Origin of the sequence: Blautia aquisgranensis, assembly GCF_040096615.1 — a bacterium.
Taxonomy (GTDB): domain Bacteria; phylum Bacillota; class Clostridia; order Lachnospirales; family Lachnospiraceae; genus Blautia_A; species Blautia_A aquisgranensis.
The window spans coordinates 55,823-77,107 of sequence record NZ_JBBMEJ010000002.1 but is presented as its reverse complement, the minus strand read 5'-3'; the positions used below and the strand labels follow the sequence as shown (position 1 = coordinate 77,107).

General features: G+C 38.3%; 17 protein-coding genes. All 17 read right to left on the bottom strand.

The genetic code is table 11. The features are described from left to right. Positions 1-2: 2 nt before the first annotated feature. Positions 3-686: a Qat anti-phage system associated protein QatB gene (locus tag WMO28_RS02300; RefSeq protein WP_055220276.1), complete on the bottom strand. Its 684-nt coding sequence runs from the start codon at positions 684-686 to the stop codon at positions 3-5. A gap of 1 nt (position 687) precedes the next feature. Further along, positions 688-2,535: a KAP family P-loop NTPase fold protein gene (locus tag WMO28_RS02295; protein WP_195601506.1), complete on the bottom strand. Its 1,848-nt coding sequence runs from the start codon at positions 2,533-2,535 to the stop codon at positions 688-690. A 42-nt stretch (positions 2,536-2,577) separates the two neighbouring features. Further along, positions 2,578-5,679 (bottom strand): type I restriction endonuclease subunit R, encoded by a 3,102-nt coding sequence (locus tag WMO28_RS02290; RefSeq protein ID WP_070100829.1) that lies wholly within the window; start codon positions 5,677-5,679, stop codon positions 2,578-2,580. After that, on the bottom strand, positions 5,676-6,983 hold the full coding sequence (locus WMO28_RS02285; RefSeq protein WP_349055946.1) for a restriction endonuclease subunit S: 1,308 nt from the start codon (positions 6,981-6,983) through the stop codon (positions 5,676-5,678). The genes WMO28_RS02290 and WMO28_RS02285 overlap by 4 nt, the downstream gene beginning before the upstream one ends. Position 6,984: 1 nt before the next feature. Continuing rightward, positions 6,985-8,745 carry a type I restriction-modification system subunit M gene (locus tag WMO28_RS02280; protein ID WP_147631021.1) on the bottom strand — a complete coding sequence of 587 codons (1,761 nt, stop codon included), beginning with the start codon at positions 8,743-8,745 and terminating at the stop codon, positions 6,985-6,987. After that, positions 8,746-10,473 carry an N-6 DNA methylase gene (locus tag WMO28_RS02275; protein ID WP_242856270.1) on the bottom strand — a complete coding sequence of 576 codons (1,728 nt, stop codon included), beginning with the start codon at positions 10,471-10,473 and terminating at the stop codon, positions 8,746-8,748. It abuts the gene before it with no gap. A 104-nt stretch (positions 10,474-10,577) separates the two neighbouring features. Beyond that, a complete protein-coding gene (locus WMO28_RS02270; RefSeq protein ID WP_055261426.1) occupies positions 10,578-11,195 on the bottom strand; it encodes a DUF6040 family protein in 618 nt (205 codons plus the stop codon). 28 nt (positions 11,196-11,223) lie between these two features. Then, positions 11,224-12,465 (bottom strand): relaxase/mobilization nuclease domain-containing protein, encoded by a 1,242-nt coding sequence (locus WMO28_RS02265; RefSeq protein ID WP_172680491.1) that lies wholly within the window; start codon positions 12,463-12,465, stop codon positions 11,224-11,226. Beyond that, entirely contained in the window at positions 12,414-12,794 is a 381-nt protein-coding gene (locus WMO28_RS02260) for a plasmid mobilization protein (protein ID WP_055220260.1), read from the bottom strand. The genes WMO28_RS02265 and WMO28_RS02260 overlap by 52 nt, the downstream gene beginning before the upstream one ends. Before the next feature lie 355 nt (positions 12,795-13,149). Then, positions 13,150-13,341, bottom strand: coding sequence for a hypothetical protein (locus WMO28_RS02255; RefSeq protein WP_349055945.1), 192 nt, complete (start codon positions 13,339-13,341; stop codon positions 13,150-13,152). Positions 13,342-13,564: 223 nt separating this feature from the next. Continuing rightward, a complete protein-coding gene (locus tag WMO28_RS02250; RefSeq protein WP_349055944.1) occupies positions 13,565-14,017 on the bottom strand; it encodes a hypothetical protein in 453 nt (150 codons plus the stop codon). Further along, a complete protein-coding gene (locus WMO28_RS02245) occupies positions 14,014-14,958 on the bottom strand; it encodes a ParM/StbA family protein (protein ID WP_349055943.1) in 945 nt (314 codons plus the stop codon). The genes WMO28_RS02250 and WMO28_RS02245 overlap by 4 nt, the downstream gene beginning before the upstream one ends. Positions 14,959-15,152: 194 nt before the next feature. After that, the gene (locus tag WMO28_RS02240) at positions 15,153-16,991 is read right to left on the bottom strand and encodes a DNA primase family protein (RefSeq protein WP_334300544.1); all 1,839 of its coding nucleotides are present in this window, start codon (positions 16,989-16,991) and stop codon (positions 15,153-15,155) included. Between the two features lie 149 nt (positions 16,992-17,140). Continuing rightward, the gene (locus WMO28_RS02235) at positions 17,141-17,488 is read right to left on the bottom strand and encodes a TnpV protein (protein ID WP_026649314.1); all 348 of its coding nucleotides are present in this window, start codon (positions 17,486-17,488) and stop codon (positions 17,141-17,143) included. A 254-nt stretch (positions 17,489-17,742) separates the two neighbouring features. After that, positions 17,743-18,522 carry a YibE/F family protein gene (locus WMO28_RS02230; RefSeq protein ID WP_349055942.1) on the bottom strand — a complete coding sequence of 260 codons (780 nt, stop codon included), beginning with the start codon at positions 18,520-18,522 and terminating at the stop codon, positions 17,743-17,745. After that, positions 18,519-19,619, bottom strand: a complete 1,101-nt coding sequence (locus WMO28_RS02225; protein ID WP_435375768.1) for a YibE/F family protein — start codon at positions 19,617-19,619, stop codon at positions 18,519-18,521. Before WMO28_RS02225 ends, WMO28_RS02230 begins: the two co-directional genes overlap by 4 nt. A gap of 193 nt (positions 19,620-19,812) precedes the next feature. Next, positions 19,813-21,285 carry a PTS transporter subunit EIIC gene (locus tag WMO28_RS02220; protein ID WP_294676090.1) on the bottom strand — a complete coding sequence of 491 codons (1,473 nt, stop codon included), beginning with the start codon at positions 21,283-21,285 and terminating at the stop codon, positions 19,813-19,815.

Below are 21,285 nucleotides of genomic sequence, written 5' to 3'. Positions count from 1 at the left end.
TTCTACTCCTCCCCATAATACTTTTCAAATACAGACAAGGCATCTCTTAATGCATCCTCCACGATTTGTGATGTTCCCATGTTAGAAAAATCAACCGATTTCAAATTATCCAAGTTCAAATCACCGTCAATACTATTTTCTATATATTCATGCATATCATTTAAAATTGCAGATGTTTGTGCAGGTGTTTTCCCTTTGGATATTTTTTCTTCATATCTAAAATCAAAATTTTCTTTTATGTATTCTTTCAACATTTCCTTCAGTAATATATCAACTGAAACATTCCCTATATCCGCAATATCTTCTATTTCCAAATTATCCATAGCCTGTGACAATGCGTCTGCTGCCATATTATCTTCTACAGATGCTCCAGAATTTGTGAATTCATGCAGTAATTCTGTCCAAACAACTTCCGACGGCTTCCCTATAAGATCCTCTCTATTATATTCACGCAAAGCATTGTCCAGCCCACCAGACGCAACTTTTTGTGCAAAGCCTAAAGTTCTTGCAGCTGCCGATTGAAAACTACCACCTGTCGACATATCTGTTTTCATTGCTGTAGCATATTTACTAGCAGCTTTCGCTTTAGAATCAAAGTCTCTATTATTTATAAAGGCCGTCACTGCTCTTTTTGCGGTTGACCAATGCGATGTTGTTGGTGCTATATATCCTTTTGATGTACCCATATTAGCTTTTCCTCTGCTCTTTTATTTCTGTAATCTGCTCGTCTGTTAACGTTCCTCTTTTTACCATGGTTTCTAATACAGTATTCATATTTCCCGTATCACTATTATACATTGTTCTTAATGCAGCCATATCACCTGCTTTAATTGGAACTGTTGATTTTCCAATTGCATCCACTATTTTTCCTTTATATGCATCAAAATTCAAAAACAAATCTCTTACAACAAAAAATTTCATTTCACCTTTTTCGATTTTTGATACAACAACCTTAAATGTATCCGCAATTTCTTCTGCTCTCAACTTTTCCATATCTTTTATAATAGCCACCATTTGACCAGATTTAGCTCGTCCAATTCTTTCCAAAATTTCTTTCGTATTTTTACTGAATCCAGACTCGTCAATACTAGATCTTTTCAAATTTTCTCTTGTCAAATAAAAATATTTTTCCAATCGATATTTTTCTAATTCAACAGGTTTGCATTCTAGCCACTTTTTTATTTGTGATGTGTTCCACGGATTCTGAGCATCAACATTTCCCTCCATCACTTTTGTTCGAATTTCCTTAAATTCTTTATTTTCAGTATCAAATTCTTTATTCCATTCATTCAATTGTATAAACAAGTCATTATCCAACTTTTGCAACACTAATAATTTGGCTAAAATGGAAATATCAATTTCATCACCATAATAAATTTTTGCCAACTGGCGTTTGGTAATAAATGTGTTCAAAAAGCGTTTTGCCTGGCGTGGATTGCCTTTCAATGTAGATGCAACAATTTCTCTTATTTCATCAATAATTTTCGCCGTCTCATTAAAAGCTGTTTGTCCTCCATCCTGCCAATTCAATCCTAACTCACCAATCGACTTATTAATTTCTTCTAGCGTAATTACATCCCCAGAAATTGTTCTTTTTTCTTCGAATATCTTATCTATTAGATGCTTAAAACTCTCTTGTTCCAAATAGCTTTGTGTGACCAATAATAATAGATAATTTTGTATATCCTTTGCCGATAACTCCGGGATATATATTGGCAATTGAATAATTTTTTCAATGTATTCTTTGTCCAGTTCTACATCAAATCCATTCATTGGTGGATACTTTTCACGGATAGAGTACTTTATAACATTTTCATCTGCAGCAATAATAAAAGTTGTCCTGTCAACGGACAAGAATAGTTTAATTACTTCCAATATTTCAATTATTCGTTCTGGACGACATCTGTCTAAATCATCTATCATTACAACTACATTTTTAATATCGTCACTTTTCAATGCATCAGAAAATTCCTCTCTAAATTTCCTGATATTGTTTATCGTGCTTTCATCATTTGATGCATCTTCCTCTTTCCAATATTCATCTTTTAATGACTGTATGGAATTTGCTGCATTTTTGACTGTATTTCCAATTTCTTCAGCACTTCCCGTTACATTTAACAACATAGGCAATGGATTTCCTGTTGCCACGCTTGCAACTACAGGTGCAAGCGTGGATATTGCTTTTGTTCCTAACTTAAACCAGTCAACTCTTTTTATTAATTTGCCCAATTTCTTTTTAGTTTCTTCTACAGGAACTTCCTCTTTAAGTTCCTGTAATAAAGCCTCCATAATTGCAGTTTTAGCATCGTCATATGATTCAAACATCCATGCATTAATAGTTACACAAATAATTCCATCCTGACTCTTAAGTTTTTCACCTATTAACTTCAATAAGGTTGATTTTCCTGCACCCCATAATCCAAACACACCAACTGTCAATGGATTATATTGTTCATTTTTTGCAATATCGGCAATTATTCTTGCATACGGCTCATAAAATAAAATATCAATATCTGACGCATTATCTAGCCACATAAAAACCCTCCCTTGCCTTTTCATACCATCATAGTTTCTTTTTTATTTCCCATATTTAACCGGTTCTTCCGCCACCATTTGAACCTGCTCATCTCGTTCAACTTTCCGGTAATCCACAGTCTTTTTTGACCGCATTTCCCTATAAATCACCCCTGCTAACGCACTCATTACAGCATCGTACTTGCTTTTGTCCTCAAACAGTGATCCATAACTGTCCTGGGCCTCCATATAGCTTTCCATTGCTGCATTTCCAAACGCTGATGGAAAAATACTTTCCGTGAATATTCTTGGATCAGAAGTGCGAGCCGAGCTTGCCAGTTTATCATCTTCAATCAATTTATCATGTAAAGCACCCAGCATTACCCGATCACCTTCTGAAAATTGTCCTTTATACTTTTCATTAATCTTGTCCAATATTTCATCCAATGTACTTTTCTGTCTGTTCCCCTGTACTCCTTGCTTCTTGGACGAAACATACTGACCATCAATTTTATCCAGTGTTATCGCACCTTCAAATGTTTTCTGCAGCTTATAATATTCCAGTTTCAATTTTCCATCCAGATCGACTGGCTCTTCTTTTTCTTCTGGAAGCAGTCCAATCAGGTAACTCAGAAACAGGTATTCCTTATGCATATCTTCATCAAACATACGAACTACCTGTGTGATATAGCTGTACCATCGGATCAGCTTTCTTACCAGTCTTCTGAATTGATATCGTTCTTCCGGATTCTTCAAATTGTACCTGTCTGCTATCGGTTTCAACACACTCGTCATTTTTCCCATGGCAGTTGCATCTTGTTTTCCCGGATGATTCCATACGTTTATAAAAGCATTAATATCATGCTCATTATAAATCGCATAATCCAAAAGTTCTTTTTCTGTCTGGTAAATCAAATCCACATTTACTTCCTGCTCAAGGCTTGTCTCCTGATAAAATGGTTGAAATGCTTCCAGAATATCCTCTTTCTTATTTGCGAAATCCAACACAAATGTATCTACTTTTCCAGGGCAGGTGCGGTTCAAACGTGATAATGTCTGCACAGCCTTTACATTTTTCAATTTTTTGTCCACAATCATAGTATGTAGCAAAGGCTCATCAAATCCTGTCTGATATTTTTCTGCAACAACAAGGACATTAAAGTTGTCATGAAACTCTTCCTTGGTCTGTCCTTCTGATATATGACTTCCATCTTTTCTTACATTTAGTCCAGACTCTGTATATTCTTCGTCACCATCCTGCACGCTGCCGGAAAATGCCGCTAAAATATCCATATCTGCATAATGCCGTTCTTGAATATACCGTTTAATTTCATGGAAATATCGAACTGCAGCCAGTCTGGAGTCTGTAACTACCATCATCTTCCCTTTTCCTCCAATTTTATTTTTGGTCGTTTCCCGAAAAGTTTCTACAATAATTTGTGATTTCTGGCTGATATTATATGGATGCAATTTCTCATACTTTTTGATAATCTTTGTTGCTCTGCTCTCCGGAAGCTCTGGATTTTCCGGTGTATCTTTTGCTATCTTGAAACAAATACTGTATGTCATGTAGTTCTGCAGTACATCCAAAATAAATCCTTCTTCAATCGCCTGTCTCATACTATAAATATGAAATGGATGAAAACTTCCATCAGTCCATTGGCTACCAAACATCTCTAATGTCGCTGGTTTCGGAGTCGCTGTAAATGCAAAAAATGATAAGTTCGGATGCTTTCCATGTGTCAGCATTTCCTGAACAAGTTTATCATTTCTGTCAATTTCATCTTCTGCTTTCCCCTCTATTTCTGCATATTCCCGTAATGCTGCCTCTGTATCTGCTAATGTGGCCTTCAATTTCATTGCCGAACTTCCAGTCTGTGAAGAATGTGCTTCGTCAACAATGATCGCAAAGTTTCTTCCGGCCACCTTATCCACTTCCTGATAAATCACCGGAAATTTCTGCAAAGTAGTTACAATAATTCTTGCACCATTATTAATTGCATCTCTCAAATTTTTTGAATTCTTTTTATCATCAATCGTCTCTACTGCACCTATCGTATGGTCAAATCCTGAAATCGTTTCCTGTAGCTGAGCATCTAGCACAGTTCGATCTGTCACTACAATAACACTGCTGAAAACAGATATATCATTGGCATCATGCAAGGATGCCAGTCTATATGCTGTCCAGGCAATCGAATTTGATTTTCCAGATCCGGCACTGTGCTGAATCAGATAATTGTGCCCCGATCCTTCTTCCCGTACATCTGCAATTAACTTACGCACCACATCCAACTGATGATATCTTGGAAATATCAGTGTTTTCTTTTTCGTAACCTGCTCTGTGTCATCCGGCAACCGTTTCTTTTCTTCTTTGATTTGCAAATGGATAAATTTCTGAATGATATCCATCATACTATCTTTCTGAAATACATACTCCCAGAAGTACGCCGTCGGATAGCCATTCGGGTTTGCCGGATTTCCCTTTCCGCCATCCTTTCCGGCACCATTTGATCCCTGATTGAACGGTAGAAAATATGTATTTTTTCCCTCTAGCTTTGTTGTCATCCAGACTTCCAACTGATCAATGCAGAAATACCCTAAAATTCTTTTATTGAACTGAAAACAAATTTCTCTTGGATCACGATCATACATCCACTGTCGTTTTGCATGATCTACGTTCTGTCCGGTATACTGATTCTTTAATTCCAATGCAAATACCGGAATTCCATTCACAGCCAGAACCATATCCACAGAATTGTGTGTATCATTGGAATAAAACCATTGTCTATTACAGGTAATCTCATTCTCTTCGTATAAAGACATCGCCGTCTGATTCAGACCTGATTCCGGTTTAAAATAGCAGACTTTAAATGGAATTCCTCTGTGCTTGAAGCCATGGCGTAATACAGAAATGAGTCCATCCATATCACAGGCATTATTGAACGCAAGACAAAATTTCCGCTCCGGATCCACTTTGTTTTGCAGCAAAAAACGCTTCCATTCTTTCGGTTGTGTTTTCTGAATAAACCGTAGCAAAGTATCTTTGTATACACCAAGCTGCGAATCATATGCATCTTGATTGTGTGTATATCCACCTGCTGGCGACAAAAAAAATTCTTCAATATCCGATTCAAAACGTTTCTCTGTGGTAACATCTATGCTCAAATTTCCGGCACCTCCTTCTTCCCGGTGACATATTCGTAAATCAGGGATTTTTTGTAATTTTCCAGTTCACTTATAAACTGCTCTTTCTTAAAAATAACATTTTCAATACAACCACATTTTTCTTTTAAATAATCTACAAATTCATTCTGCTCATCTATACTTGGCAAAGGAATTGTGAATGCTAACACCTTACTTGAACTTGTGCATGCAAGATTCGTTGTTTTCACCGCAGTAACATCAAAATAAGTACGTCCAACAGATGAAGCCGTTAAATATTCTAAATAATGTGGATTTAACAGTTTCTCTTTTACTTTAACAGCAAAAATGTGATTCTGATGCAAACATGGTGTAATTCGTCCATCCCATACACAACCGCGTCCCAGCTTATCCCTGTCCCCTCCTTCTGTCATAAGAACTTCTCCAGCTGATAAGCTATATTTCTCTATTTCATCTTTACTTACTTGAAGAACAGCAATATCATTCGTATCTACATAACCATCCTGGACATTTGCTACTCTTAAATATGGCATTTCAACTAATTCAGTATCTTTTGAATATGTTTTTCCCAATGTAATCCCAGATCTTATACTTGCACAATGTCGTAGTTGTGTTACTTTCCATGAAGCCGGAATTTTACCTATCCACTCAATTCCGCTCTCCTTCATCGTATCATTTTCATTGATCCCTTTTGTTACAATTTGTGTAATAAATGACTGTTTTAAATTTCGATATTCCTCGATAGATACTTTAGCTTTTTCTATTGCTAAATTTATTTTCTCACATTGTCCATCTAAAAAATCTGCAATTTTATCTTGCTCGTTCTCCAACGGTACCGGAATTTTATAGTTAAACAATTCTTCAATTCCTAGGGTCCATCTATTCTCAAAAGAAACACCTTTCCCATGTGCAAACATTGCCATTGACCAGTACTGTGTTTTAAAGTAATAATCATAGAATCTTGAACTATAGCCACTTTTTGCACGAAGATTGATATAAGCTGGACTAATAACTCCTTCAACCATTGAAATACTACAATTAGCACCACTGTATAAATCCATTGGATTCAATAACAAATCCCCAAACTCTACAAGATTATAATTGTAATAGCTTTCTGCTATTTGTCCTTCATTTTTTGATAAATCACGTACTTTTACTCCTGCCCTTGCAAGAGATAAAACAACAGGATTTTCTTGATGTGCTTCTGCTTTTTTTCGAACAAATGCATTTTTTACACGTTGCACATTCCAATTTTTCGGTATCTCCCCAATCCATTCAACCCCAGAATCTTTCATCTCTCTACTCATATCATTCACCCCCAAACAAAGTATCCAAACTGCTCTGAATTTCCAGTTCCAGTTCATGCAGACGCACTGCGATTTCTTCCACTGGTTCTGGTGCCTGATATTCATAGAAATATCTTGTCATTGGAATCTCATATCCTTTTTTTGTCTTCTTCTCATCAATCCATGCTTCCGGTGCGTATGGTAATACTTCTCTCTTAAAATACTCCTTGATATCTTCTGTCAGTGGCACATTTTCTGTATCACGCAGAGATATATCTGCCACAGGCTTGCCTTTCTTTATTACAATTTCTCCATTTTCATCTCTATGGGGTTGTTCTACGACAATCTTCTGGTATCCAAATTCCTCTGTATCGAATATTTTGCTCTGGCAATAAATACCTTCCTTATCTCCATATACAGCATCATTTTCAAATGCACCATATGCCTTTACAATCAAATCACGACACTGATCCGTAATATCATTTCTTTTTGTTCCAATACTTTTTCTTCTTGCTTCATAACAATGTGATGCATCTATCAACTGCACTTTTCCAGTTCTATGCAACGGTTTATCCTTGGAACAAATCCAGATATAGGTACTGATGCCTGTATTCATAAACATATCGGTTCCTAATTGCACGATTGCATCCAGCCAGTCATTTTCAAGAATATATCTTCTGATTTCTGACGGTCCGCTTCCCGCATCTCCGGAAAACAGTGGTGAACCGTTCTGAATAATTGCCATTTTCCCATTTGGTGCAAGCTTTGAAAGACCATTTAATACAAACAACTGCTGACCATCTGATATTTTCGGAAGTCCCGGTGCAAATCTTCCCAGATCACCTTTCTTTGCTTCTGCTTCCACTGCTGCCTTTTCTCTTTTCCAGTCGATTCCAAAAGGCGGATTGGAAATGATATACTGGAACTGATAGCCACTAAACTGATCTTCTGACAAAGTATCACCGAACCTCATATTATTCGGATCACCACCCCGAATCATCATATCTGCTTTTGCAATCGCAAAAGTGGACGGATTGAACTCCTGACCAAAACAGGTAACGCCAATCTCTGTATTTAATTCCTGAATTCTTTCTTCCATACAGCTAAGCATCTGAGAGGTTCCCATTGCCATATCATACACAGTTACATTTCCCCCCTTACTCAGATCCGCATCGGATAAAAGCAAGTCTGTCATCAAATAAATGATATCTCTACTGGTAAAATGTGCTCCTGCTTCTTCACCGAAAGACTCTGAAAATCGCTTTACCAGATCCTCAAAAATATAACCACAATCTACAGCACTGATTTTATCCGGTCCCAGGTAACCTTTCTGGGAATTGAATTCTTTGATAACCAGATATAATGTATTGCTTTCTACCATTCTGCGGATAATGTTGTCAAAATCAAACTTCGATAACACATCCTGGACATTTGCAGAAAATCCATTTAAATAATCTCTAAAATTTGCTTCGATATTTTCCGGATCAGCAAGCAATGAATCAAATGTATATTTGCTGATATTATAAAACTGATACTGAGAGGCTGTTGTCAAAAATCCATCAATAACTGCAAATTTCTTTACTTCCTCATACTTTTCAAGTACTGCTTTATGCGTCGACAATAGGCAGTCATGAAATCTTTTTACTACTGTCATTGGTAAGATTATCAAACCATATTCATGCGGTTTGAATGGTCCTCTAAGCATATCTGCTACATTCCAGATCATCGTCGCTTTTTCTGCTATATTGGTTCCAACTACATCAAATTTATTATTCTCGTTCATTTATTTTTCCTCCGTATAAATATGTTCCAGTTCTTCTGTTGCCTTTTCCAGTTTGTATTTTAATTCTTTAATCTCACTTAGCTTCGCATAATATTGATCTGCAATTTTTTTCTGACTTTCTAAATCCGGCAACGGAATTATCACCTTTTTTAATCCTTCCACCGGTAGATTTAACAAGGTAGCACCTACTGCGACTCTGGATAAAGCCGCCTTCCCATTTTCGCTTTCCAGATACGCTTTTAAGAAATAAGGATTTATCTTATCTTCATCCAGTTCAATAACATAGAGATTTCCATTTGCCAAAATCTTATTGCCTTCTTGTACAGACGCAATCGCCATTTTCACCGGCGATGCATTTTTGGAAATTACCAGACTTCCATTTTTTATACAATATTTTTCATATTTAGAGTCTATTCCCTTTAAATATGGAAGTTCGTCACTAATGATTCCATCCTGTAAATTTGCCAACATCAAGTACTGCATGTTCGTCGGTTTATCTGATACAATTTCATCTAAAACAGATGCTTTAATTTGTGCTCCTCTTGTTATATTCTTTATTACAGTTTCAAAAAGCACACCATTTTTTACAACTGTTTCTTGTTGAAGATATCTTGAAGGATTAAGAACATATTCATTTTCCGCCACCTCTTCAATAGAAACCAGTCTTGAATTTTTGTCATCGGTATTCAACAATTCAACAATCTCAGAAATATTTTCATCACTAAGAATGTTCTGTCTCCGTCCGACCGATACCATTTCTGTTGCATCTATCATTCTTATATTTTTATTATTTCTGCTTAGCACCAGTAATGAACATGCAATTCCTGTATTTAAATATAAATTTTGCGGAAGAGCAATCACTGCTTCCACAAATCCTTGTTTTATAAATTTTTCACGAATGATTGTATTATTTCCACCATTCCAAGTAACTCCATTACTTACCGAAATAACAGCCTTACCATTTTTATTAAGGTGATTCATGACATTTATAATAAATATCCAGTCTCCTGCTGCCACCTTCTGTACTTCTGGTATCTCATCATATATTGCTTGTAATGCTTCGTTACTTCCAATGCTGTCTTTTGCTTTTATTCCCCATGGATAATCACAGAATATTTTATCAAACATCAAATTATCCTTTATATTTAAAACTGATTTTTGCTCAATTTTTACCCGATCAGATATCAATTCTGTACGGATTGCTGACACTTCTTTTACATCTCGCACAATCTCTGTACCATAAAATTGTGATTCTGGACTCTTTTCTATGGCACTCACAAGAAACGAACCAATTCCGCTGCAAAAATCTGCCACCTTATCATTTGAAATCTGAAGAATCTCATTTGCCAGCTTTATGACACTCTGCGGTGTTTCACATTCTCCCATGAAACGATTTCCCTGTAATTGCCACCATAAAACAGTCGCTAAAAGTGCAGCTTCTGAATATTCTTCTGAAATTTCTATTGCAACATTCCATAAATTTCCAATATTTTCTTTTATGAAACTGACTCTTTCTGGTGAAAAAGTCAGCTCCACATATTCTTTTAACTGGTTTATATCTGTTATCTTATTTTTTAAGGATACATAGGCCACATATGCTAAACAAAACCCACCGTACATAGAAGCATTTCCAAATTCTCTTATCCTGTTTGAAATATTCCAGCTAATCTCTTCAACTTTTGAGATTTCTTTTGCTTTTAGCTCTTTAACCGAAGTCTTCAATGCCACTTCCTCCTTTGGTTATTCACAATCAATTTCCATATTTTTACTATAGCACCCACATTATTGATTGTCAATAATCAAATTTGGTTTTTGATAACCATTGTTGATTTTTAATATATTTCATTAGCTCTACGATAATAAATCCTTATTTCTATGACAGCGATATTTATTATTCCAAATAATACCACAAGATTTATTGGCATACATCTTCTCAACACATCGCTTGATACAATAATCATCTCTAAACTGACCACCATAAACCGTATGGAATATTTATCCCACACTCTTCGATACTGTTCTATTTTCTTCAGAACAAACATTTCACCGGCAATTACTGCTCCGACAATGATAATAATTGCCATAACTCGCAAACACCACGACCATTCTGTTGAAAAATATTCCTTCTCACCCCAAATATTTAATTCTGATGGACGAATTACCCATTCTACATACCTACACCAAACTCTTACCGGAACTTTTATACAAGCAATTAAATCATTCTGAACTACTGTGCTTTTTATCATCTCAAATACTAAAAAAATAATATATGCCATCTGCCAGAAACTTGTTTTTTCTTTCATTTCTTGTTTCAGACTTTTTATTTTCTGATCCGCCTTTTCTTTCATCGTTTCTGCATTCTCTTGTAATTTGTTATATTGACATTGTATTGTCCTTACCTTCTTTTCAGCTTCTTCCTGTTTCTGCTGTGCCTGTTCCACCGCTTCCACAGATGATTGGTTCACTTGTATCTGTAATTTAGAGTTCCGGTCCCGAACGTCTTTTATTTCTTCTTCGAGCCGCTCTTGCTCGCTCCTGCTCATCAATCCGTTTCTGTTCCTCAAGTCGTCGTTGCTCTGCTGAAGCGATTGATTCAGCTTCTGCGTTTCGGACAGTTCGGTTGTCAAACGCTGAATTTCTACGGTTGATTTCCGAACTTCTTCTCGCAATCTCTGCCTGTCGGATAAGATCGTCTGTTTCTCTTCTTCCAGTGTCTGTATCTGCTTTTTCTGTGTTCGCATGAACTCTTTCGCTTTCTCGAAACTCTGTACGAGAATATCCCTCTCCGCTTTGAGCTTGATTGGTGATTCCTCTGGTGTCTGCAATGGCTGCGTCAAGCTCTCTGTAATAGTTTCTGAGTTCTTCGTCTGATCTGCTGTCTCTGTCGGCTGCAACTTTGGATTTTTCCCTATTTCCATTAAATTCATTCTCTAACCCCTCCTTGCTGATGTCCAGATGAAAGGTTTTTGACAGATTGCTGTCACGCACTTTCTTTCCATCCTGATTCTGAAATGTGATGTGTTTCCGCTTTTCTGTCCAGTTCACACTCCATCCAAACTGTTTCATTTTTTCTATAAACTTTTCTTTGCTGATACAATTTTCCAGTGCCTTTAATACCGCCATTGCACAGTCCGCTACAAAACTGTCCTTTACCTGTTGACGGAACAGGTTATATTTATCTTTACTCCATGCAATGACTTCCCCTTTTTCAATCTGGCTTCCATCAAAGTGCTTTCCTTTCTCGACAACTGTTAGTCCACGTTCTCGGCACATCTGATTGGTAAGCTGTTTCATACGTTCCAGATCCTTTTTGGTGTTATGCAGTTTTCTTCCATCTTCATAACTCACTGAATTAGTAACCAGATGGCAGTGGATATGATCTTTATCCTTATGCACAGCCATTAAGGTCTGGAATCCACTGAACCAATTTTCTGCAAACTCTTTTCCAAATTCTAATGCCTGCTCCGGAGTAATCTGCTCGTCCTTATGCCAGGAAATAATGTTGTGAGCGTACATTCTCCCAGAATCTTTATCCCACATCTTCTTTTCTTCTAAAAAGGTTCTATACACCAGATCATAGTTGATCTCATCATGGCAGTACGGACCTGTTACATAAGTAAGCAGTTCACTTGTCTTGTCCTGTCGCAAAACATATTCGATACAATTTCTCATTGCTCCATGTGTATTTGTCCGCTTATTAATCGTCTTATTAATAGCCATATCTTTTCACTCTCCTTCCTGTATTTGAGAATATTTTTGTTGAGATAATACAGAATATCTTCCCTTGGCATAAAACCATCCGTATTCATTTTTCTTGCAATCTGATTCAAATTCGTAGCTGCACCACGAAGCTGACTAAGTATCTCTGAAAGAATCTGATTCAGCGTTTTCAGTTCTTCCACTTCCTCTGCAGAAGCAATTTTTAAACCTGCTATTGCATGAATTACAACCGCCTGCTGAGTCTGTCCAGACTCCTTTACTTTATTTTGGAGCAGATCATACTCTGCTTTATTCATTCGTATCGTTACTGTATAATTTCGTTTTCGCATAAATCTTTGTCTCCTTTCTCCACTCTTTCTTTTTTATAAATCATTCATAACCTTTCCGGCTGGTAGATTAGCAGGGGATATATAAGGGAGTGCAACGCTCCCTTATACAGGTGCAGGACAGAGTCCTAGTCAATCAGTAAGTGTTCCGCAGGAATGTCCGGTGGACATTTCGGAGGGATACTTACGCTATTGACGTGTCGGGGTTCCAAGGGGCAGAGCCCTCTGGCAAGTTTAGGAACAGTCCAAAGGCTGGCTCCGGTGCAGAGTGGCTTGCCACTTTGCGAAACTTGCCTGTCATCTTCCCACTACTAAACCGATACCAGCCAAGCAGCATTTCCACACTGCATTATCAATCCTAAATGGAGATGACGGTGGTTTTGTGGTGCAGGGACAGACTGTGGAAGAAATAGAAAAGCTCCCATTTCCATAGATTTTCTCTTTCTGAAACAGGCTGTTCCTGCATCACTCCGATGCGAAGTATCGGACAATCATGTGCCGTATCCGGCACTCTATTCTTTTCTTCGCCTTGCTTGTTCCATCCACCCATCTGCCAACGCCTTTCTGTTATATTTTCCTGTTATTTCTGTCTTTCTTTTTCTGAATCTCTTTCCATTTCTGCTAAAAGACATAAAAATAGCAGTCATAAACATTTCTCCAATTCATAATGTTTGAAATGTCACCACTGCCATTGTCTTTTTCTGCTATTTTGTTTTTGTAAAGCTATTCCTTACTGTCAGTCTGTTTTCCTGTTACTGCTATTTCATAATCATCTAAAAACTGTCCGCAAAATCCAGTGCTGCATCCATATCAGCTTCTTTCTCCCAGTCCAGATTATCTTCTGCGATCTCTCCATCCGTTTTCTCCATTGTTAGTGTTCTGTCCGGCAGATTACTTTCTCCTACCGATTCTTTTACAAACGGTACAAGCATTTCCATCAGATTCTTCGCTATAGCCATCGGGACGGATTCTTTCACTCCATCCCGGATAGCTGTTTCCACCCTTTCCAGAAACGCATCTTCCTTTTCTCTGGTTTCCAGATACGGATCTGCTTCATTCCTGTACTCTTTGGAAAAATAATCGTTTAAAGCAACTACAACTGCTCTGGTGTATGATTTATATTTTTCCCTGTCCATCGTCTGCAAATATTCCCATGCCTGCCTGTCCTGTTCATCACTAAGATTCAAACGGATATTTGTATTGATGATTTTCCGCTCTTTTCTCATACAAGCATCCCTCCGTTTCTCTGGATTTTCCTTACGGTCATTGCTTCATAACCTTTCGCTGTGGCACAGATGTCCCGTACAATCGTCACTCGGTTCTTGTCATATTCTCCGAAGTTCTGGATCATACAACCGCCACCGCCCACTACATACAGACGCATCAGTTCTGGATTATATTCCCGTTCTCTCAGCTTATGGAAAATTTCTTTCGTATAATCTCCGGCAGCTTTGCGAATGACTGTCCGATATTTCTCACCAATATCTGCTGTCCCGGTACGGATCACCTGCTCAATCACCAGATCATCCACCACTGTGCCCAGTTCTTTCAACAAAGATTCCCTGACTGCAAGCACACACTGGTGCGTTCCATATTTCTCTGTAAAGCATTTCTTCTCTAATGGACGGGAATTGTTGATATACATGATGTTCATAGTCCCGTTTCCAATGTCTGCCAGCATATTGATGCCCTTAAAATCCTGTAAGCGGTAAAAGGCTGCTGCAAATCCCTGTGGGTAAATATCAGTTCCTGCAAACTCCACATGATATTCTTTATTGCGGAATGCAAAATCCACACATTCATTCCGGAGAAGATATTTCTGGAAATCTTCTTTCTGTGTAGCAACCCAGGTAAGTGGAAGTCCGGCTGCAATGTGTACCTTTGCCCGATTCATACCTTTCCCATCCAGTTCCCTTGCGATAGCTGCCAGTGTCAGCACATAATAGTCCTCGTCCTGCGTTTTCTCTGCACAGAACTCCTTGTGTTCCTCTCCGATCTGGTAATACATGCCATTGTAAACAAGAAGATTATTCTGGAAGATTGGCTCCTTGTCATATCTGGCTACACCGGATGGAAAGCATCTGGTGGCTGTTTTCATGTTTCCATACCCATGATCAATCCCGATCACCATAACCGTCTCATTATTGTTGTTTTTCATCATTCTCATAATCATACCTCATACTTTCTTAATATTTATTTTTGACTTTCTCCCAAATTCAGGAAAACCTATATTTGTATCAGCTAAAACGTTGATACATGAAAAAGGGCAGTCAGTGTAAAAAAAGCAAAATTTTATGTACTCTGGCAGCTATCTTTGTTATTTCTCCTGCTCCGGTAACATTTCTTTTTGCTTATTTTGCCCTAAATACCCTTAATTCCCTGATTCATATTTAATTGTAACTGTTTATAATCTGTATCTGTTTCTTCAAAAGGTATTCTTTCTTCTGGATCTACAGGACAAAAATCTTCTTCCTTAACTGCAATATCCTGATAATAGAACTCACCATTGTACTGCTTCAGAAGGAAACCTTTATCTGTCATATTCCTGAAAAAGTTGGATTTACCATGCCCCTGTCTGCCATTCTCTTTGCAGTATTCCTCATACATATGGAACACTTCACTTCGTTTCAGACGTTTTCCTTTGGCACGCACCAATGACTCATCAATAAAAGCACAGATACTGTCAGATGACCGCTGTACCTCTCTTACACATTCTTTGCTGTGTTCGCTCTCCGTGAACTTTCCCTGTTCGTACAGATTTTTCAATGCAATCATCGCCATATGAATTGCATAATCGGATTCTGCCTGTACCTTTTCCTTTAAGTGCAGATCTTTTTCACCACTTTTTACTACCCGGTTCATATCGAGAATCAGTAGTCTACGGTAAAAAGCATCTGACTTATCCTCAAGATTCTGCGGCATTTCATTGGTAGAAAAAAGCAGCTTTGCATAAGAGTGGAAATGAATTGCATCCTGTCCTTTTTTCTCATAAATCAGTGTGTCCTCACCGACTGCTTTCTTTAATACATCTGTGTTCTCCATTGCTTTGCAGGGAATATCCGCACAGGCATTTAACAGCTTTCCGTACATTCCAGTCGCATAGAATCGTTTGTTCAAATCCTGTAAAGAAATGCTGGACATATTGGTGATTCCAACTACATGCTGGATCAGCGATACTGCCACAGACTTTCCGGTTCCACCATTTCCTTTCAGTGTAAGAAATTTCTGAAACTGCGTATCCTGTGTCATGCAGTATCCAAAATACTCCCAGAATGTCTGCTGTTCTTCTTTGTCAGGAAGAGACGATGCAAGATACTTTTTGATATTTTCTCCACCCTGCAACACCTGCTCCCTGTCCTCCGGATAATAGGGAAATGGTATCTGATTGATTGTCAGATAATCTGGATTGTGTTCCAACATTTCACCCGTAACCGGATCATAATATCCATTTTTGAAGTTGATCCACCGCACAGGCTGTTTATTTAGTTCATATGCCTCTCGGTGAACTTTTGGCTGTGTGATCAGCAGATTATAGATTCTTTTGATCACTCCACTCTGTACCTGGTCACGATAGATCAGCTTCTGGATACGGTATTTCATTCTTACCCCATCATGGTCTTCCAGGAAAACACCATGCTCATAATAATACGGTGTGATTCCCACCACAAAAAACTGAACATTCTCCACCAGGTAATCTACAATCTCCATATCCCGGACACCTTTCACATTCCCTTTTGCATCAAATAAATGAAAACGGCTCAGTTCCGGTTCTTCTTTCGGATCTCGCTCAAACCGAAGAATATACTGTTCCAGTAATTTCTCAACTTCTTTCTGATTATCCAGTTTGCCAAGATACTCTTTCTCTTTGAACAACTGCCAGCCTGCTTTTCCGTCGAGACCAGCGTCTTTGAAAAATGTCTGTAACTTATCATTCATCCACTTCACTGTACAGGCAGCCACATAATGATAGGCACTCTGACAGCTTCCAGTAAACTGAATAGACCTCATTTCCTCTATAAAAGAATCTGCACTGAAATAATATCCGTCATCTTCCTGCACCAGACAGATTGCCTGATATCCTGACATTACAATATTCAACGCTATATCCTGATTGTCCACCAGAAAGATATAGGTCTGTGCTGTCCCTTCTGGATTGGTTTCCATATAATGCTTCAAAAACTTCTTGTTCAAACTTATCACTTCCTTTCAGGCAAAGAAAAAGACGCAAGCCACATTTCTATGACTCACGCCTTTCTCTGCACTTATTTACTTTACTGTGAACTCTGCAAAAAAGTTCCGATTTACAGTTGCAATTCGCTACGCACTGCGTATCCTTTTAGAACTTGCATTTAAACATAAATCAATTCCTTGAGAATAATCTCTTCTGCAATCGCTTTGTGTTGATTAGCAGCTCTTACCCAGGCAATCTGATCTTTCTCTTTATCCGGCAATGGTTCTTTTTCTTCTAACTGTTTCAGTATTACCTCTTCCCGTTCTCTGGCTGCCTTGTCCACTTCCAGAAGATGCTCTCCAATGGTATCCTGTAAAAGCATCACCTGATAGGTTGAATTTCGATAGTTTTTCAGATAATCTCTGCGAAGAAAACCATACTTGCCAAGTTGCTCCATCTGCTCACCGGATTTATAGGTGAGATTCGGGATCAGATATCCATTTACATTTGTATACGTTAATTCCATTTTATTAGCACTCTCCATTTCTCATCATTTTTTGACCACAAATTTACGACATTTACGACAAATCTGACACTGCTTTACAATACCAGACAAAATGACTGATACCCCGGAAAGCCTGTAAAACAGGCACTTCCGGGATACACAAGACAGGACAAAAATCGACTTCCATTATCAAGAGGTGAGTGCTAATTTCACACTTTCTTCACATTTTTTCCCTTCACATTCTTCTCCACAGGTCTGACTGTTTTTTAACGCTGTTATATAACTTCAGATTTTTCTTCCGGATCAATACGGTGAATCTGTCGAATAATACATCTGATCGATACCGGGACGGTAATAAGGCAGGCTACCGCACCAGATAGCATGACTGCAACATCCTGGAATAGGAACTGGGAATTAAGAATGATCTCCAGGGTATATTGCTGTGTCTGAATGTATGAAAACAATAAAATAGTTCCTCCAAGATAAGCAAACAGCAACGTATTTACAGTTGTACCGATAATTTCTTTCCCAACCTGATAGCCGGAAGCTGTAAGCTCTTTCGCTGTCAGACTGTTTTTATGAGTCCAGACTTCATATACAGAAGATGTTATAGATAATGCTGTATCGATAACAGCCCCAAGAGTACTGAAAACAGTTACAAATATTCCTACATGAAGCATGTTAATATGAAGATCCGTACTGTAATAATACATAAAATCGTCTTCCGAAATCTGCAGTTCATTTAACCCGTAACTTCCTGATCTCCATGTAATAATATAAATCGGAATAAACAAAAATAACATTACCAGCAGTGTAGCCAGAAAAGCCGCCCGCGTCTTGGGATTATTTCCGTTCTGATAAAACAGAGAAATATAACAGACACCTGCTCCTGCCACCAATATCAGGGGCAGTACAGGAAAACCGGCAGACATCAACATAATTGAAAAAAACAAAATTACAATATTCCCTGCCAGTGTCATAATTGACATGGCTCCACGCTCTCCGCCAATTAAGATCACCAGAAAAATTAAAATCAATGCAAGAAAAATGATCATTCTCCGACACCCCTTTTCCGTGATGGTATTTTCATAATCGCTGAAGCAATAAAAACAGATACCGGTATTGCCAGTACAATTCCAATACTTTCTATCAGAAAACGACAGATATCATATGGAATGTGATATTTCACGATCGTTATAAAACTTATATCATTATTCATCTTAAGTATAAACATGGGAATCATACCGCTTGCCAGAACAAACAGCAGTACATTTATCATGGTTCCCATAATATCATATCCGATTTCACGGCCGGAATGTATCAGCTTTCTCAGAGAAACTGAAGGATTTTTCCGCACGATTTCTCCTATTGCTGCGCTGATCGTCACCGTCACATCCATAATTGCACCAAGTCCTGTCAGCATAATATCTGCCCAGAATATATCTGCTGAATTGCCTGTACTTCCAAGGTATTCCAGATTGGAATAATCCAGATCTCCGTACATATAAATAGAAAATTCAAACAATGCCATGATCAGAAACAGAACACACAGTGTTGAAAGAACTGAGGAAAATGTTTTTCTGTGAATTCCATTTAAGCAGATCAATGTAGTCAGTGAAAAAAGAACTGCGATGACATTACAGATATTTAAAATATTTTTTCCCCCTGTAAAAGCCTGAAATCCATACGCAAATATGACTGTATTCAGTATCAGTGATATGATCGTGTAAAATCCCTGCTTTCCTGTAATGCAGATCAGAAGAAAAAATAATCCTCCTGCCAGTAAGGCCAGATACCCATCCCTTTTTACAGAACGTATCGTTTTTCCGGGGCTTTCCTTTGAACCGCTTAAAAGAACGGTGTCTCCTTTATGATATTTCTTGGTCTGAACCTGAGAAGATGTATATTCATTAGAGACCGTTATTTTTTCCCCTTTATGCGAACCGTTTAATATCCGTGCTGTAATATTCTGAGTATAGTAATATTCTTTTGAGCCCCTGGTTCCTTCTCTGCTTAGAGTCTGTTTTTCTGTCACAGAACATATTTTTGCCAGCGGTGTATGATAAAATCGGGAATTACAGCAGGTAAACAGAACAAAAATAATATATATGCCGGCTAAAAGATATTTTTTGTGAAATACGCAGGATTTCATTAACTTCATTCCCCCTGTAGAAATATTGCAATCATAAATGCACTGACCTATTGCTTTTTATCGAAGTAACATTGTACGCTTTTTGAAAGTATCGGTCAATATAAGGTATACAAAAAACAGCAGCAGAACCGTTTTCACAATTCTGCTGCTGCCCCATAATTATTTTAGCAAATACCTGACTCCAAAAAAGCCATTATTTACAAAGCTCAGAAAATGCATCTGCAACAAACTGAACCTTGGTTCCGATGATAACCTGTACAGAAGTTTTTCCAGGTTTGATCACGCCTGCAACACCTGCAGATTTGATTACTTTATCATTTACAGCTGTAATATCCTTAACCTCAAGTCTCAGTCTTGTGATGCAGTTATCGATGCTTGTGATGTTCTCTTTTCCGCCACAGCCTTCAAGGATTTTTGCGGCAATAGCAGTATAATCATCATTCGCAAGCTCAATATTCTTCTCTGCCTCAAGATCGTCATCGTCTTCTCTTCCCGGAGTCTTCAGATCAAATTTCTTGATGGCAAAAAGGAATACAACATAGAATACGATGAATGCTGCAATTCCAAGAGGAAGGATGAGCCATGTCTTCTGTGCTGCCGGAAGTGAGGATGAGAAAAGTAAATCCATCGCACCGGCGGAGAAGCTGAAGCCTGCACGGAATCCAAGCGCAACTGTGATCATGGTAAAGATACCGTAAAGTAATGCATAGATCACATAGAGGCCAGGAGCAAGGAACATAAATCCAAACTCGAACGGCTCAGTTACACCACAGATAAATGCACAGATTGCTGCAGATGCAACAAGACCGATCGCGATTTTTTTCTTTGCAGGTTTTGCACATTTAACCATTGCAAGTGCTGCGCCAGGAATACCAAACATCATACATGGGAAGAATCCGGACATGTACATTCCAAGGCTCCAGGATACATCTGCAGAGGTTTCGCCCGCCCAGAAGTGCTGAAGATCACCAAGTCCGATGGTATCAAACCAGAATACATTGTTCAGTGCGTGATGTAATCCGGTAGGGATCAGCAGACGGTTCAGGAATGCATAGATACCTGCACCAACAACATCCATACCTGCGATCGCTTTTCCTAATGCTACAAGTGCACTGAAAAGTAATGGCCATACAAACAGTAATACAACAGATACGATAATGGAAACCACTCCTGCGATGATCGCTACGCAACGCTTGCCGCTGAAGAATGACAGCCAGTCAGGAAGCTTGGTGCTCTTGAATTTGTTATAGCATGTAGATCCGATGATACCGGCAAGGATTCCGATAAAAGGATTCGCAATTTTATCAAATGCAAGAGTTTTTGTTGCATTGTCAGCGATTGATGGAATGATGGTTGTAACAAATCCTGTAGAAAGAAGTGTTGTGAGCATCAGCCAGGATGCAAGTGCAGCAATTCCGCCGGTTCCGTCATTCTTTTCTGACATACCGACACCAACACCGATAGCAAAAAGGATTGCCATGTTGTCGATCAGAGCTCCGCCTGCCTTAACCAGAAACAGACCGATCAGATTGGCTGCGCCATGAATGTCTCCACCCTGCATAGTTGCCGGACATAACCAGTATCCGATACCCATAAGGATACCACAGATCGGCAGTACTGCCACTGGAAGCATTAACGCTTTTCCCAGTTTTTGAAGAAATTTCAT